Below are 14,353 nucleotides of genomic sequence, written 5' to 3'. Positions count from 1 at the left end.
GCCTAGCTCCCGGCCGCCGCTTTCTCTCTGACCTGATAGCCGAACAGCCGTGCCGTGGCCCGCGTGCGCGCCTCGATCTCGTCCAGATCGGCCCGGCTGAATTTGGGCTGATAGTAATCCGGCGCGCTCAATGTGGAGGCGGCGAGATCGGCCAGCCCACCCGATTTCAGTCCGCAATGGGCCAGGATATCGCCGAACGTCGCCCGCGGATTGGCGCAAAGATCCTCGTAGCGGACGATGACGGTGGCCGCCAGAAGCTCCGGATTGGACTGCAGCTGATGGGCCAGATGGCCGTAGACCAGGTTCCACAGCGCCGCCCATCCGGCGGCCTCTTCGCCTGTCTTCCAGAGCTGCTCGATGTCCTCGCCGCCCTCCGGACCGACGGCAATGGCCCGGCGCCCCAGGCCGAACTCGAAATGCCCGGCGCGCCGGAAATGATCCAACACCCGCGGATCGTAAGCCTGCTGCCGGGTGAACAGCGAATGCTGCTTCATCAGCGAAGCGATATGCCAGACCGGGTCGCGGATCGGCACCACGAAGCGCGCATCGGGAAACAGCTTGTGGAGATAGGCGAGTCGGGTGACGTGGTAATTCGCCTTGGCGAGATAGCGTGCCCCGCCGCGGATCATCAAAATCTTGCGGATATGGTCGCGGTAGAACGCCTCGAATTCGGGGTTGGAGGTCTCCTCGTCCAGCACCTCGTCGGCGCCCCCGCCATGCAGCCCCTCGAAGAAGTTCATCCAGAGGACTTCCTCGAAGGCTTCCGGGCTCTCCGGCGTGACCTTGAGCCGGTCCTTATGGGCGCGCTCGGCCGGCGCCGCCTCGCGGCGGGAGGCCTTGTCCACGAACCAGTTCCACATCCACGGCGTCATCACCGCCGGAAAATCGCGGTAGCGGTGGCTGGCGAAGGCCGGATGCGCGTTCAGCAGCTCCAGCAGAATCGTGCTGCCGGAGCGGGCAAGCCCGGTGACGTAGACCGGCGCGCGAATCTGCGTCTCGGCGAGCTGCTCGCCAAGCGCCTTGTTCTCCCACGACGCCAGCTTCCGCATCAGTTTCGGATGGCGCTCGATAAAACCGCCCAGGCGATCGGTCCAAAGACTGATCTCCGGGGCGGTGTCGGGAGCTGCGGGCGCCGCGCGCGGCGCATCTATTCTATTCGTCTGATCCATTTCAACGTCATCGCGAAAAGCAGTACGGCCAAGAAGAAGGCGGGCGCCCAGCCACGCACCCAATCCGGCCCTGTTGTGAAGATGTCGCGCTGCGGCAGGCCGATCGAGATTTGCTCGATGGGCGCATCGCCTGTGAGGTAACCGGCCCGATTGCCCAGAAGCAAGTTCCACCAATGCCACTTGTGGACGACTGGGATCGCGGCCTTCAGCGGTGTATCCACCACCACCTTGCCTTTGTCGAGGACTTGCGCCCGCGGCGTGCCGTCCTCCCCCCGGTCGATCCATTTTCCCTCGAACGGCGCCGGCGCTTCCACCGAGGCCGGCTCGCCGAATTCCGGGAAGCGGTGGCCGTAGCTGCTATCGAGCCAGACCACGAGGAACAGCAGCGGCAGCGAGGCGATCAGCGTGGAGGGGAAGATCAGAAAGATGCGCTTGAAGGCGAGCCCCAGCATCCGCTTGATCAGCGGCCAGGCATCTTCGAACTCGCCGTCGAAGCTTGCGACTTTCTGCTGGGCTTCGCGCAGTTCCAACTTCAGCGCCTTGGCCTTGGCTTGCGGCGACAGCACCCGGTACAGCTCCATCGAGAGCAGGGCGCCGAGCGCGGCCCAGATCACGATGCGCAAAGCCGGCGCCAGCGTGCCGAGCAGCGCGCCGTCGACATAATCGAAAACCGGCGATGGCAGATCGAACAATCCCATGCGAGCCGTCCGCCTTACGCGGCGTCCGGGCGCTGCGCGTCGTCCGTCGCAGCTCCGGTCTCGGCCGCGCCGGAATTGCGCGAGCGGCGCAGCATCTTGCGCACCGGCCAGGCCACCACGAAGAACAGCGCGGTGCCGAGCGCGACGATCAGTGCCCAGAACGCACCCAGCATGCTGAGCCCGGCGCCGGGGCCGACATAGGCACTCGCGGCGGTCGAGAAGCTCGCGGCGAGTGCCGTCAAAGCAAGGACGGAGACAAGACGTTTCATTGCGTTTCCTCCTTATGTTCCACCTGGCTCAATTCGGTGGTGAGAAGCTTCGGATCGAAGCTGGAAGGATCCAGCCGTTGCGCCCAGCAGGTGATCGGAAGCTTGGGCGGCTGACCGGCGGGCCCATCGCGCACCGGCACGACATATTCCCAAACGATGCGCCCCTCGGGCGTCACTTCGAGAATGCGTCCGGCGCTCGATTCGGTGATCAGGGTGTTCCCATTCTCGAGGCGTTCCTGCGACCCACGTATGAGAGAACCCAGCGGATGATCGGCGGTTCCGCCGTACTGCCAGACGATCTCCATGGTGGCGGGATCGAATTCGAGGATTCGGGTGGTGGATTTCGGGGTGCCGAACTGGCCGTAATTGTCGAACAGAAGGATGTGCCCGTTGGGCAGAATGTCGGGATCGTGCTGGCCGAGCCACGGGCCGCGCGTCGCCCAGACCATCGTCTTGGTCTTCGGGTCCAGCACACCCACCGCGCCGAGCTCGCGGAAGGAGACCAGAAGCTGCCCCGGCTCGCCGAAGGGGAAGTTCTTAGCCATCTCCGGCGTGATCACATCCACGTCGTTGGCATGCAGCGGATCGGCGACGGCGTATTTCGACACGGTGTGGATCAGCTGCTTGTAGCGGGAGTTCACCACCGCATCGAACAGCGGGATAGTGTCGAGCAGCGCGCCGTCCGGCGACAGGATCGCCAGGGAATCGAGCAGGCGCGTCGCCGCCAGATTGGTGAAGTAGGGGTCTTTCTTGGTCTCGAAACCGTGGGTCAGTACATAGATGCGCCCGTCCGGCCCGACGTCGAAATCGTGATGGGTGCGGCCGAAGAAGCTCCACAGCACGTTGGAGTTCCAGTCGAGCTTGACCATGCCATAGCCGTAAGGCGTGTCGCCGCTGCCCTCATAGATGGCGAGCAGATCGCCATTGGGAAACATCTTCGCCTTGCGGAAATAGACGTGGGAATCGGGCTGCGGCTGCTTGATGCTCGATCGTGCGGGGTCCCACACCGTGCTGAACGGCCGGTGCCATTCATGCAGTACCTCGCCATCGGCGCCGAGCAGAACCGCTTTCGCCTCTTCGCCGGAGGTATAGAGCGTCACGCCCGGCGCGATTCTGTCGGGCTGGTTCGCCACCACGCCGCGCTCCGCCGTGCGCGCCTCGTACCAGAGGTCGGTCTTGAACACGTCGGCATAGCGGGTAGCCTGCTCGTAGAGCGCCTTGCCGCCCTGATAGGCGTTGGCGATCTGCTTGCCCGGAAAAGTGTCGGCCGCGGTGAGGCAGCTGCCGGCGATAAACGCGAGCGCCAGCCCCCCTGCCAATGCGGCCCAGCCGAAAATCCGGTCGATGACGGTGTGGTGTTCGGTGCCCGTCTTAGCGGGCGGACTCGAATCGGTATTCTGGTCTTCGCGTTCCATTCACTCAGCCATGCCCCAAGGAGGTGCCCCAACAAGGCAGCCGCGGAACGTTCAAAACGAGAGGGAAGTGCAAAGGACCGATACTGAAAAAACGGCCCAAGCCCCCCGTTCCGTCGACGAGCACCTCATAAACCGCGCAGCAATCAGCAAGTTCCGGCACCGCAGCGATGCCGAACGTTTTGCCTAGCCGCCATTGCGGCCGCTTTGAGGGCGTTTTCGAGGTAAAGCGAAGGCGCGATTGCGGCCCGCTAGTCTTTTGCGCTTTGCGGCAGCGTGCCGAGCTCTTCTTCGATGATCGCTTGCGTGCGGTCCTCGGCGCGGCGATAGGCGGCCGCCACGGCGCGCCCGTAATCGGTAACCGAAGCGCCGCCGCCGCTCGCCCCGCCGGGGGAAGCGACGACCAAAGGTTCGGCGAACATGTGGTTCAGCGCATCGACCAGAAGCCAGGCCCGCCGGTAGGACATGCCCATCTCGCGCCCCGCCGCCGAGATCGACCCCGTCCGATCGATGGTCTCCAACAGATCGACCTTGCCGGGACCGAGCACCAGCCCTTCGCCGATCCGGATGCGCAAACGCGGCACCCTGTTCGGGTTCGCCTTGCGCTTGCGCGGCTTCGGCTTTTGCGCTGCCGTCTCGGCAGCAGGCTTTGCTTTCGCGCTCAAATGCTTCGTCCTCTTAGCGCATCGGATTCGCCGGCCAATATAACAGCGCCGCAGGGCGCGTAAATTCGCGCTTGCCTCCTAGCGTCTCGACTCGCTATATCGTTAACGATATAACGCCGTCATAAAACATACATAGCCGGGGGGCTTTCCGTGTTGCAATTCTCGCGCGTGGCGCTGCTGAGCGCCGCGACCAGTCTCGTTGTGCCTTTTTCCGGGCACGCTCAAGAGGCGTCTCAGGATCCATCGTCTCAGACCTCGATCATCAATGGCGCCGCTGGCGTACCGGCCGACCTGACCTCCGGCGGCGATTACTCCGCCTCCGACGTTAGCGTGCTGCCGCCCATCGTGGTGGTGGCCGAACCGCCCGCACCGGCGAGGCCGCGAACCTATGCGCCGGCCAGCACGCCCGCGCCGGCCACCGGCGGGGCGCCGGGCACCGCCGAGCAGGGGAGCGAGGCCACGGTCGCAGGCGATCCGGGCGCACGGGGCATCTTCACCCTCGGCGAGCTCGACCAGATCGGCGGCAGCGTCATCACCAACAAGACGATGTGGACCTACAACAAGAACACGCTCGATCAGGCGCTCAGCATCGTGCCCGGCGTGACCATGCAGAATACCGGCGGCAGCCGGAACGAGCGCGACATCTTCGTGCGCGGCTTCAATCGCTATCGCGTGCCGCTCTACATGGACGGCGTGCGGCTTTACCTGCCCGCCGACAACCGGCTGGACTATAACCGCTTCCTCACCCCCGACCTCTCCGAGATCCAGGTGCAGAAGGGCTACGTCTCGGTGCTCGACGGACCGGGCGGCATGGGCGGCGCCATCAACATGGTGTCCCGCCGTCCCACCAAGCCGCTGGAGATCGAAGCCCGGACCGGCTTCGAGTTCGACGGCGATCTCGGCTCGCTGGCGGTCTGGAACGGCTATGCCTTCACCGGCACGAGGCAGAAGCATTATTACGCGCAGGTCAGCGGCACCATCCGCGACCAGGATCACTGGTGGATGTCGGAGGATTTCGATCCTGTGCTGCGGGCGAACGAAGATGGCGGCGCGCGCAATCATTCCAACGCCAAGGATTGGCGGCTGAACGCCAAGTTCGGCATCACCCCGAACGCCACCGACGAATACAGCTTCAACTACACCAAGCAATCCGGCGACAAGAGCGCGCCTCTGCATGTGAAGGGGCAGGTGGTGCAGGGCCCGCGCTATTGGAGCTGGCCCTATTGGGACATGCAGAGCGCGGCTTGGCTGTCGAAGACCAAGCTCGGCAACAAGTCCTATGTGAAGACCAACGCCTACTACAACACCTTCGACAATCTGCTCTCGTCCTATGACGATGCGAGCTACACGACGCAGGAAGGCTTCCGCACCTTCAACAGCTACTATCAGGATTACGCCTATGGCGGCTCGGTGGAGTTCGGCACGGATCTGATGCCGATGAACACCTTCAAGACCGCGGTGCATTACCGGCGCGACGACCACAAGGAATGGTCCCACGATGCACCGGATGGCTCCAATTTCGTCGAGCCGGTGCAGGAGAATGTCGAGGATACCTGGTCGGTCGCGGCGGAGAACACCTTCCACGCCACATCGCGCCTCGACTTCATCGGCGGCATCGCCTTCAACCAGCTCGAAGTGGTGCAGGCGCAAGACTATGACGACGGGCTGTTCAACTACCCGACCTCGACCACCCACGCCTTCGACTATCAGGGCGGCGCCATCTACAGCTATTCCGACACCGGAAAGCTGCACGCCACCGTCTCCGACCGGACCCGCTTCCCGACCATGTTCGAGCGCTTCAGCACGCGCTTCGGCCTGGTCGACCCGAACCCCGATTTGGGGCCGGAGCGGGCGATCAATTACGAGATTGGCGCGAGCGACACGCTATTCAACAATACGGTGAAGCTCTCCGGCGCGGTGTTCTATTCCGACCTGAAGGATTCGATTCAGCCGGTCTATGTCTCCAGCAGCGGCAGCACCGCAATCCAGAACCAGAATATCGATGGCACCTATAAGGGCGTCGAATTCTCTGTCGACTGGACCATCAATAAGCGGCTGCGTGTCGGCGGCAACTACACGTATCTGAACCGCGATTTCGACTACGAGACCAAAGGCGCTAAACCGGAAGGTACGCCCCAGCACGAGGGCTTCGTCTATCTGGCCTGGGATGCCACCGACAAGCTGACCATCACGCCCAATCTGGAGCTCGCCTCCAGCCGCTACAGCCTGATCACAAGCTCTTCGAGCTCGCTGCTTTCGGGCGCGCTGCCACGCACGCCGAACTATGCCAGCCTCGGCTCCTACGCCCTGGTCAACCTGCAGGCGGAGTATCGTTACTCCGACACTGTGACGGTAGGCCTCGGCGCCACCAACCTTCTGGATCAGAATTATGAGCTGACCGAAGGCTTCCCGGAGGCCGGACGTATGTTCTATGCCAACCTCAAAGCGACCTTCTGATGCGCATCAACGGGAAAACACGATCCGCTTTGGTCGGGCTCGGCCTCGCCATGCTGAGCTTTGCCGGTAGCAGCGGTGTCCTGGCCGAGGAGGCGGGCGATTGCGAGGGCATGAAATGGTCTCTCGCGGCCGAGCAGGCGGCCTTCCAGGCGGAGGACTTGCCGAAGCTTGCCTCCGGGGCCGAAGAAGGTGCGCTGCATGAGACCGCCTTCCAGCTCGGCCTGGAGCGGAAAGACAAGGTCGAGCTGGCGGTAAAGCCTGAGACCTATCTCGTCGGGGATTACGCCGGCACGGTCCGGTTTGCGGCGCCGGAAAGCCCCGGGCTTTATCAAGTCACCATCTCGTCGGGCGGCTGGATCGAGCTGGTGCAGGACGGCAAGGCCATCGAATCCAGCGATCACTCCGGCGCGCCCCACTGCCGCGGCGTGAAGAAGAGCGTACGCTTCGAGGTCGAAGCCAAACCGGTATTGCTGCAGCTCACCGGCGTCGTCGCGCCGCGCATCAACGTGGCGATCCGCAAGGTGGAGTAGGGGGGACACCTCGCGGATCGCACAATGAAGTGCCTTCGCCGCCTAGGCGGCGAAGGCGGAAATCGCGTCTCTTGCCTCGGCGATTGCCTTGGTCTTCTGCTCCTCGCCGAGATTGAGTCCCTCGGCGCGGATGAAGACGACGTCGGTAATGCCGAAAAAGCCGAAGATGCCGCGCAAGTACGCTTCCTGGTGATCGAGGAAGGCGATATCCGTCTCCGGCCCGTAGAACCCGCCGCGCGAGGAGGCGACGATCACCTGCTTGCCGCCGGCGAGCCCTTCCGGCCCGTTCTCGGTGTAGCGGAACGTCTTGCCCGCCACCGCCAGCCGATCGATCCAGGCCTTGAGCTGGCTCGGAATGCCGAAATTATACATCGGGGTCCCGACCACCACGATATCGGCGGCCAGAAACTCCTCCAGCGCCTGCTGCCCGTCGGCAAGATCGTCCGTGATCGAAGCATCGGGCTCGGCGCCCATCGCCGCGGCGAGATGCAACCCTGAAAGATGCTGGAACGGCTTGGCTGCGAGGTCCCGATAGGTGACTTCGATCCCCGGATGCTTGGCCCGCTCCGCGGCGACAATCTCCGACGACAGCAGCCGGCTGACCGAATTCTCGCCCAGGATGCTGGAATCGACATGCAGCAGTTTCATGGTCTTCTCTCCTTTTATGTCCGCCTGCTTTGCACCAGATTTAGGAAGCGCTAGCCTCTCGGGGTAGACTATATTTCTCGATAATATCCATCGCGTGAGACGATAGATGCTCGACGGTCTTTCCCTCGATCAATTGCGTACCTTCATCGCCGCGGCGGAGGAGGGCAGTTTTTCCGCCGCCGGCCGCAAGCTCGGCCGCGCCCAATCCGTGGTGAGCCAGAGCCTCGCCAATCTGGAAAACCAGCTCGGCGTGCGCCTGTTCGAACGCCAGGGCCGCTATCCGGTGCTCACCGCGCAAGGCCGGGTGCTGCTCGCCGAGGCCCATGCCGTCGCCCGCCGCATGGACAGCTTCAAGGCCCACGCCAAGGGCCTGGCGGAAGGGCTGGAGCCGGAGCTTTCCGTCGCCGTCGACGTGTTCTTTCCGATTCGCGGGCTGACCTGCGCCGTGGTCGGGTTTCAGGAGGCGTTTCCCAACACGCCGCTGCGTCTCGACGTCGAGGCGCTGGGCGCGGTGATCGAGCCGGTGCTGGATGGCCGCTGCGCCTTCGCCATCATGGGCTCGCTCGACCTGATGCCGCCGGGAATCAGCCGCGAGCGTCTGCTTAGCGTGGAGATGATCTACACCTGCGCCCCGGAGCACCCGCTGGCCAAGCGCAATGGGCCGATTCCGACCGAAATTCTCGGCGAGCATGTCCAGCTCGTGCTCTCCGACCGTTCGGCGCTCTCCGCCGGCACCGATTTCGGCGTCTACTCGCCGCGCAGCTGGCGCCTCGCCGATCTCGGCGCCAAGCATGCCTTCCTTCTCGCCGGGCTCGGCTTCGGCAGCATGCCTGCGGCTGTGGTGGAGGACGATCTCAAGGCCGGGCGCTTAAAACGCATCGAGTTGGAGGAGGCGGGCACTGGCTTTACCGTGCCCATGGTCGCCGCCTATCGCAGCCAATCCCCGCCCGGCCCCGCCGGCCGCTGGCTCATCGAGCGGCTGAAGACCGCCCAGTGCGACGCCGAATGATGGACTGAAGGAGAGCACCATCAAAATCTATCTCGCCGGGCCGCTGGGCTTCTCCGAAGCCGGCCGGGCCTTTCACCAGCAGGAGATCGTCGCCCGTCTGGAGCGGCTCGGCCATGTGCTGCACGATCCTTGGGAAGAGGATGAAGAGATCGCGCGCATTGCCGCGATGCCCTATGGCGCGCAGAAGCGTGCCGCCTGGCAAGCCGCCAATCTGAAGATCGGCAGGAAGAATCAGGATCTGATCGATGGCTGCGATGTGGTCTTCGCGGTGCTCGACGGGGTGGACGTCGATAGCGGCACCGCGGCGGAGATCGGCTATGCCTTCGCCCGCCAAAAGCCCATCGTCGGCTATCGCGGCGATTTCCGCCTCTCGGCCGACAATGAAGGCGGCATCGTCAATCTGCAGGTGGAATATTTCATCCGCGCCAGCGGCGGCACCATCATCCGGGAGCTGAGCGAGCTCGACCGGGCGATCGCCGCGTGCGCTTAGCTATAACTCCGCCAATATATATCTGCGGACGCTAGTTTTTGGGGCACTCAGGTAAGCTCAAAAGGTTATTCGGCTGCTCTCCGTCGGGCTTTGTTTTAATGTATTTTCGATCGTCCTTCGTAGCGACAATAACGTCCGCCGTCTCGCCGTCCACCTCGACGTAGTACTCATATTCCCCGTTCTCAATCTCGCGGATTGTTTGCTCTTGAGTTTGTCGCCAGCGGTGGTCGCCAGTGCCGCCCCCCACATGAGAGATGCGATCGTAAGGACTATATCTGTCAGTCTTGTTTATGCAGCGGATACGAATTCTCGTTGCCATGCCATCCTCCACATGGTGAATGGCGAGATTGCAACCATAAGGTGTATCGGTCAAGTGTTGGAGCCAATTTCCGCCAAGAGCGGAGCCGGCCTCGCAAAACAAGGGTGCGGATAATTGGCTAAAGTAGCTGGCGCCTGGAGCGGTGCCCAATTGCGGACCGCCTGTACTATGCTCGCAACAAAAGCCAGCGAACTTGTTTGAAGAGAAGAAGAGTGGCTCCCCGGGCCGGACTCGAACCAGCGACCCAGCGGTTAACAGCCGCTTGCTCTACCAACTGAGCTACCGGGGAACAGCGGTGCGGATTTGGTCGATCCGCGCTCGCGAGAGGGGCGTCATAGCAAAAGCCGCGCCCGCTTTAAAGGGCTTTACGCATCAACTTGAAATCTTAGATGCAAAACCCGATTTCGCAGCCAATCCGGCGAGGCTATAGCAAGGGGGGAGACCCGGCGCGCCGGAACTCACCCAGACCCCACAGGCGTTGATAGCGATAATGGCCCACAAACTGCGCTTTGGCGACCGCCACGTCCATCTTCCCGGTTCCCGGCTGCTGCGAATCACCATCGGCGTCTTGCTGATCGTTTTCGGCTGCCTGGGCTTTCTGCCGGTGCTGGGCTTCTGGATGATTCCCCTCGGCATCCTTATCCTGTCTGTGGATATTCCCATCGTGCGCCGCTGGCGCCGCCGCTTCGTGGTCTGGTGGAACAGGCGGCGCGCGCCGAAGGAGGGAGCCAAGCCCGATCAGGCCGCGGGCTAGCTGCGCGCAAAGCGCCGCCCATGAAGCACCGCCCATGAAGCGCTGCCTATGGCGGCAAATCCGCTGCGCAGATCGAAGATGTTGGGAACATGGAGGCCACGCCCGGAATCGAACCGGGGTATACGGATTTGCAGTCCGCTGCGTCACCACTCCGCCACGTGGCCAAAATGCCCGCGAAGCAAGCGGGACAAGAGATCGTGTTAGTAAGTCGCAGCCGCGCTTGCGTCAACAAGCCTTCTTGCGGGAGGCGCAAAATCATCGCCAAAAACCCTGCGCGCGGTTATGGTCGTGATCGATCGGAGCGGCGCGGGGGCGCTAAGGCCGCATCGTCGTGGGCTCGGCGGGCCGGTCGTAGACGTAAGTTCCGGACGCGATGAGGGGACGAAAGCGGGGCAGATGATCGACTTTACCCATGCACGGGAGACCATGGTCGAATCCCAGCTGCGTACGGCAGGGATCACCGACCGCACCTTGCTCTCCACCATGCAAAGCTTGCCGCGGGAGATTTTCGTCAGCCCGGAGGCCCAGCCGCTCGCCTATATGGATGGCGCGGTGCCGGCCGGAACCGGCGCCGACGGTGCCACGCGCTATCTGATGGAGCCCATGGTGCTGGCCAAGCTGATCCAGATGGCCGAGATCGGCGAGAGCGAGCATATCCTCGATATCGGCTGCGCCACCGGCTATTCCCTCGCGGTGCTGGCGGGCCACGCAGCTTCCGTCGTCGGGCTCGAATCGGACCCCAGGATGGCCGAAACCGCCGCCGCCAATATGCAGGCGCTGGGCATCTCCAACGCCAAAATCGTCACCGGGCCGCTGGCCCAAGGCGCTGCGGCAGACGGCCCCTATGATCTTATTTTTCTGAGTGGTAGCGTCCCCGCCGTTCCTGACGGTTTAGCTGCGCAACTCAAGGAAGGGGGACGAATCGCCGGGATCATCCAGCAGGGAAGCCAGGGCCAGGCCAATCTCTTCGTCAAAGCCGATGGCGCGTTGACGAAGCTCCCGCAATTCGCTGCGGGAGCCAAGCCGCTGCCTGGATTTTCGCTGGAAACGACGTTCAGTTTCTAGGCTGTATTCCGTTCGTTCTGCACTGTTGCAGGCTTCACACAGCACTTTGAAATTTTTCAAGAATCGGGTTTTCTCGTGCCACGACCGTGTGCCATCTCAGCCGCGCTGCTCTATGCTCCAGGCTGCAGAAAGGGTCGGGGGGCGTCTCATTTTGCAGGAGACCACAACGTGGGTCGCGCGACCAAACAATACGCCATGTCCCGTATGCGGCGGGTAAGGCGGATGAAATCTCGCGCGGGGCATGGCGCTCGTCGCCTGTCTCGCTACGGTGCAGTTGCGCTTTCCGTGCTCTTGGCTTTTCCGGTTTCGCCGGTGAGCGCCGAGACGCTGCGGGACGCACTCGCCAACGCCTATGTCGTCAATCCGACATTGAACGCTCAGCGCGCCGCGCTTCGGGCGACGGACGAAGATGTGTCCATCGCCAAATCCGGCATGCGTCCGCAAGTTTTCGGCGGTGCCTATAAGAGCTACCTCAACCAGAACAGCACCACCGGAGTCGGCGTCGGGATCGGCACGGGCACGGGCGGTGTTTCGACGCTGACCGGCGACGGTGTGACCCGGCCCTATGGCTACAGCATCACCTTGAGCCAGCCGCTGTTCCAGGGCTTCCAGAACCTCAATGCCGTCCGCAACGCCAAGTCGACGGTCCAGGCCGAGCGCGAATATCTGCGTTATGTCGAGCAGCAGGTGCTGCTTCAGTCGGCCACGGCCTATGTCGACGTCGTGCAGAACGAGGCGGTCGTGCGCTTGCGCGAAAACAACGTCAAGGTGTTGGCCGAGCAGCTCAAGCAGACTCAAGACCGTTTCGAGGTCGGCGAGGTCACCCGGACCGACGTCGCTCAGGCCGAGGCGCGCCATGCCGATGCCTTGTCGGAGCTCAGCATCGCCCAGGCCGACCTGAAGCAGTCGCGGGCGACCTACGAACAACTGATCGGTCATCCGCCCAGCAACCTGATCAAGCCGCCCTCGATCCTGCATCTGCTGCCCACCAGCCTCAGCGAGGCGATGACCCTCGGCGATGGCGAGAACCCGCAGATCCTAACGTCGGTGTATCAGGAGGAAGCCTCCGAATATTACGTCAATCAGCTGACGGGCGGGCTCCTGCCGGAGGTCTCGATCGAGGCCGGCTACGAGAAGGATTTCGGTCTTTCCAGCTCCATCACCGATCAGGAAGCCACCACGGTGACCGGTCGCGTGACCGTGCCGCTGTATCAGGGTGGCGGTGTGGCCGCGCAGGTTCGCCAGGCCAAGGAGCAGAATCACCAGTTCAAGAAGCAGGTCGAGGAAGCGCGGCTTGCGGTGCATTCCGACGTGATCTCGTCCTGGGGCGTGCTGCAATCCACCACCGCACAGATCCGATCTGCGGAGTCCGCCGTGCGGGCCAACAAGATCGCTCTGGCCGGTGTGCGCGAGGAGGCCCAGGTCGGCCAGCGCACCACGCTGGATGTGTTGAACGCCCAGCTGGAATATCTGCAGTCGCAGATCAGTCTGGTGGAGGCTTTGCGCGACCGGGTGGTTGCCGAGTACTCCCTGTACTCCTCGATCGGACGGATGGACGCACAAACCCTAGGTTTGAACGTGCCTTACTACGATCCGTTCGAGCACTATGACACGGTCAAGAACAAGTGGTTCGGCTTGCGTCCGCCGTCTCCGCCCATGGCGGACGAGTAGGGGCCTGCCTCGTTTTAACCATAGTTAGCGCGACTCTTCCCCCAACCAGGCCGAGACTTGTAAGTTAAGCCTATGTTAAGCTGCGCTCGCGCGGGGGCGTACTGCATCGAGGTGTATGATGCAGGTTGAATTGCGGCGAAAGGTTTTGTGATGAGCAGTACGGATCGGGCACCCGAGCCCACGATGGAAGAGATCCTCGCTTCCATCCGCCGAATCATTTCCGAAGAGGAGACGGCGACGCCGCCGGAGGACACGGCAGAAGAAGAGCTGGTCCTTGGCGAAGAAGAGCCGGTTGCGGCTTCTCCCGAACAGGAGGAGCCCATGGAGCTCGGCGCGCCGGCGGCGGAAGCTTCGAGCGAGGAAGCACCGAGCTTGGAAGAGGCCGAGGAGGAGATTCTCGATCTTTCCGGCGAAGGCGAGGCCGAGCCTCTGGAGCTCGAGCAGCCCGAGCCGGTCGAGCCGCCTGCTCCGGCTGAGCCTGCTGAGCCGGTCGGCGCCGCAAGCGAGGAGCCGGCCGAGGCACCGAGCGCTGGCGGCGAAGACGAGCTGCTGGAGCTTGGCGAAGAATTCGGTTTTGCCTTCGAGGAAGAAGAGACCCCGAGCGCCGCTGCCGCGGTGGTCGAGCAGGGCTCGGCCCTCGAGGCGGCGATCGCCGCTCTGCGCGGCGGCCATATCGAGTCCAGCCTGGCCCCCCAGGCCCCGTCCGCACCCGACCTCTCTAGCGAGGCCGAAAGTGCGGAAGAGGAGAGCGTAGAGGTCTCCACGGCCGAGGATGAAGACGCACGCATCGCTCAGGATGCCGCTGCCTTCCCGACGAGCCCGATGCCGGAGCTGACCTCGCGCAACGGCGCTGCCTCGCGTCCGTCTTCGAGCTTCGCGTCCTATACGGACGACGACACCGAGAAGTCCATGGAAGAGACCGTACGCGAGATGCTGCGGCCCATGCTGCGCCATTGGCTCGACCACAACATGTCGCGCATCCTGGAAGAGACGCTGAAGGAAGAGCTCGCAGCTCAGACGCGGCGCAAAAACTAGGCAAGAACTAGCCTCCAGCACGACAATCGGCTTCGGCAAAAGGGGCGGGCTTTTAAGTCTCGCCCCGCCTGGTCTTCCCTTCCGGGGCCAGCCGTTCTATTGACAGGTCTCGATTGACACGCACGGCGTGGCCAGACCGGCTGCGCCGGCGACCGGCCTTTA

Annotated in this window: 15 protein-coding genes and 2 tRNA genes; 8 read left to right on the top strand and 9 right to left on the bottom strand. The window is 63.2% G+C overall.

Features of this window, described 5'->3' with window-relative positions:
* Positions 1–2: 2 nt before the first annotated feature.
* From HT051_RS10060 to HT051_RS10040, 5 genes are all read right to left on the bottom strand, one after another.
* Positions 3–1,169, bottom strand: a complete 1,167-nt coding sequence (locus tag HT051_RS10060) for a sulfotransferase (protein WP_246810052.1) — start codon at positions 1,167–1,169, stop codon at positions 3–5.
* The gene (locus tag HT051_RS10055; RefSeq protein WP_174541905.1) at positions 1,148–1,867 is read right to left on the bottom strand and encodes a hypothetical protein; all 720 of its coding nucleotides are present in this window, start codon (positions 1,865–1,867) and stop codon (positions 1,148–1,150) included. The genes HT051_RS10060 and HT051_RS10055 overlap by 22 nt, the downstream gene beginning before the upstream one ends.
* Before the next feature lie 14 nt (positions 1,868–1,881).
* Positions 1,882–2,136, bottom strand: a complete 255-nt coding sequence (locus HT051_RS10050) for a hypothetical protein (RefSeq protein WP_174541904.1) — start codon at positions 2,134–2,136, stop codon at positions 1,882–1,884.
* The gene (locus tag HT051_RS10045; RefSeq protein WP_174541903.1) at positions 2,133–3,551 is read right to left on the bottom strand and encodes an arylsulfotransferase family protein; all 1,419 of its coding nucleotides are present in this window, start codon (positions 3,549–3,551) and stop codon (positions 2,133–2,135) included. Before HT051_RS10045 ends, HT051_RS10050 begins: the two co-directional genes overlap by 4 nt.
* 248 nt (positions 3,552–3,799) lie before the next feature.
* Positions 3,800–4,213 carry a winged helix-turn-helix domain-containing protein gene (locus HT051_RS10040; protein ID WP_371740577.1) on the bottom strand — a complete coding sequence of 138 codons (414 nt, stop codon included), beginning with the start codon at positions 4,211–4,213 and terminating at the stop codon, positions 3,800–3,802.
* 150 nt (positions 4,214–4,363) lie between these two features.
* Between HT051_RS10040 and HT051_RS10035 the strand changes: the two genes are divergently transcribed.
* On the top strand, positions 4,364–6,670 hold the full coding sequence (locus HT051_RS10035) for a TonB-dependent siderophore receptor (protein ID WP_174541902.1): 2,307 nt from the start codon (positions 4,364–4,366) through the stop codon (positions 6,668–6,670).
* Positions 6,670–7,200, top strand: coding sequence for a hypothetical protein (locus HT051_RS10030; protein ID WP_174541901.1), 531 nt, complete (start codon positions 6,670–6,672; stop codon positions 7,198–7,200). Before HT051_RS10035 ends, HT051_RS10030 begins: the two co-directional genes overlap by 1 nt.
* Positions 7,201–7,242: 42 nt before the next feature.
* Here the strand turns inward: HT051_RS10030 and HT051_RS10025 are convergent, their stop codons facing one another.
* Positions 7,243–7,848: an FMN-dependent NADH-azoreductase gene (locus HT051_RS10025; RefSeq protein ID WP_174541900.1), complete on the bottom strand. Its 606-nt coding sequence runs from the start codon at positions 7,846–7,848 to the stop codon at positions 7,243–7,245.
* A 106-nt stretch (positions 7,849–7,954) separates the two neighbouring features.
* Here HT051_RS10025 and HT051_RS10020 point away from each other — a divergent pair, with 106 nt between their 5' ends.
* Positions 7,955–8,857: a LysR family transcriptional regulator gene (locus tag HT051_RS10020; protein ID WP_174541899.1), complete on the top strand. Its 903-nt coding sequence runs from the start codon at positions 7,955–7,957 to the stop codon at positions 8,855–8,857.
* 4 nt (positions 8,858–8,861) lie between these two features.
* The gene (locus tag HT051_RS10015) at positions 8,862–9,347 is read left to right on the top strand and encodes a nucleoside 2-deoxyribosyltransferase (protein ID WP_174542960.1); all 486 of its coding nucleotides are present in this window, start codon (positions 8,862–8,864) and stop codon (positions 9,345–9,347) included.
* Positions 9,348–9,378: 31 nt separating this feature from the next.
* On the opposite strand, the gene HT051_RS10010 is transcribed toward HT051_RS10015, so the two are convergent.
* On the bottom strand, positions 9,379–9,720 hold the full coding sequence (locus tag HT051_RS10010; RefSeq protein WP_246810051.1) for a DUF3892 domain-containing protein: 342 nt from the start codon (positions 9,718–9,720) through the stop codon (positions 9,379–9,381).
* A 159-nt stretch (positions 9,721–9,879) separates the two neighbouring features.
* A tRNA-Asn gene (locus tag HT051_RS10005) sits at positions 9,880–9,955 on the bottom strand.
* A gap of 201 nt (positions 9,956–10,156) precedes the next feature.
* Between HT051_RS10005 and HT051_RS10000 the strand changes: the two genes are divergently transcribed.
* Positions 10,157–10,420, top strand: coding sequence for a hypothetical protein (locus tag HT051_RS10000; protein WP_174541898.1), 264 nt, complete (start codon positions 10,157–10,159; stop codon positions 10,418–10,420).
* A 90-nt stretch (positions 10,421–10,510) separates the two neighbouring features.
* Here the strand turns inward: HT051_RS10000 and HT051_RS09995 are convergent.
* Positions 10,511–10,584 (bottom strand) — tRNA-Cys (locus HT051_RS09995).
* Between the two features lie 232 nt (positions 10,585–10,816).
* Here HT051_RS09995 and HT051_RS09990 point away from each other — a divergent pair.
* The 3 genes from HT051_RS09990 (at position 10,817) to HT051_RS09980 (ending at position 14,191) form a co-directional block, all read left to right on the top strand.
* Entirely contained in the window at positions 10,817–11,485 is a 669-nt protein-coding gene (locus HT051_RS09990) for a protein-L-isoaspartate O-methyltransferase (protein WP_174541897.1), read from the top strand.
* Between the two features lie 285 nt (positions 11,486–11,770).
* Positions 11,771–13,156, top strand: a complete 1,386-nt coding sequence (locus HT051_RS09985; RefSeq protein ID WP_174541896.1) for a TolC family outer membrane protein — start codon at positions 11,771–11,773, stop codon at positions 13,154–13,156.
* A gap of 150 nt (positions 13,157–13,306) precedes the next feature.
* Entirely contained in the window at positions 13,307–14,191 is an 885-nt protein-coding gene (locus HT051_RS09980) for a DUF2497 domain-containing protein (protein WP_174541895.1), read from the top strand.
* Positions 14,192–14,353: the final 162 nt, after the last annotated feature.

This window comes from Methyloligella sp. GL2, assembly GCF_013341275.1.
GTDB lineage: Bacteria > Pseudomonadota > Alphaproteobacteria > Rhizobiales > Methyloligellaceae > Methyloligella.
This window is presented reverse-complemented; position numbering and strand designations above follow the sequence as displayed.

Bases quoted from the DNA above. Each gene is read 5' to 3' on its own strand.
- HT051_RS10000 (WP_174541898.1), top strand. From the start codon at position 10,157: ATGGCCCACAAACTGCGCTTTGGCGACCGCCACGTCCATCTTCCCGGT.
- HT051_RS10025 (WP_174541900.1), bottom strand. From the start codon at position 7,848: ATGAAACTGCTGCATGTCGATTCCAGCATCCTGGGCGAGAATTCGGTC.
- HT051_RS10060 (WP_246810052.1), bottom strand. From the start codon at position 1,169: ATGGATCAGACGAATAGAATAGATGCGCCGCGCGCGGCGCCCGCAGCT.
- HT051_RS09980 (WP_174541895.1), top strand. From the start codon at position 13,307: ATGAGCAGTACGGATCGGGCACCCGAGCCCACGATGGAAGAGATCCTC.
- HT051_RS10055 (WP_174541905.1), bottom strand. From the start codon at position 1,867: ATGGGATTGTTCGATCTGCCATCGCCGGTTTTCGATTATGTCGACGGC.
- HT051_RS10045 (WP_174541903.1), bottom strand. From the start codon at position 3,551: ATGGAACGCGAAGACCAGAATACCGATTCGAGTCCGCCCGCTAAGACG.
- HT051_RS10030 (WP_174541901.1), top strand. From the start codon at position 6,670: ATGCGCATCAACGGGAAAACACGATCCGCTTTGGTCGGGCTCGGCCTC.
- HT051_RS09990 (WP_174541897.1), top strand. From the start codon at position 10,817: ATGATCGACTTTACCCATGCACGGGAGACCATGGTCGAATCCCAGCTG.
- HT051_RS10020 (WP_174541899.1), top strand. From the start codon at position 7,955: ATGCTCGACGGTCTTTCCCTCGATCAATTGCGTACCTTCATCGCCGCG.
- HT051_RS10050 (WP_174541904.1), bottom strand. From the start codon at position 2,136: ATGAAACGTCTTGTCTCCGTCCTTGCTTTGACGGCACTCGCCGCGAGC.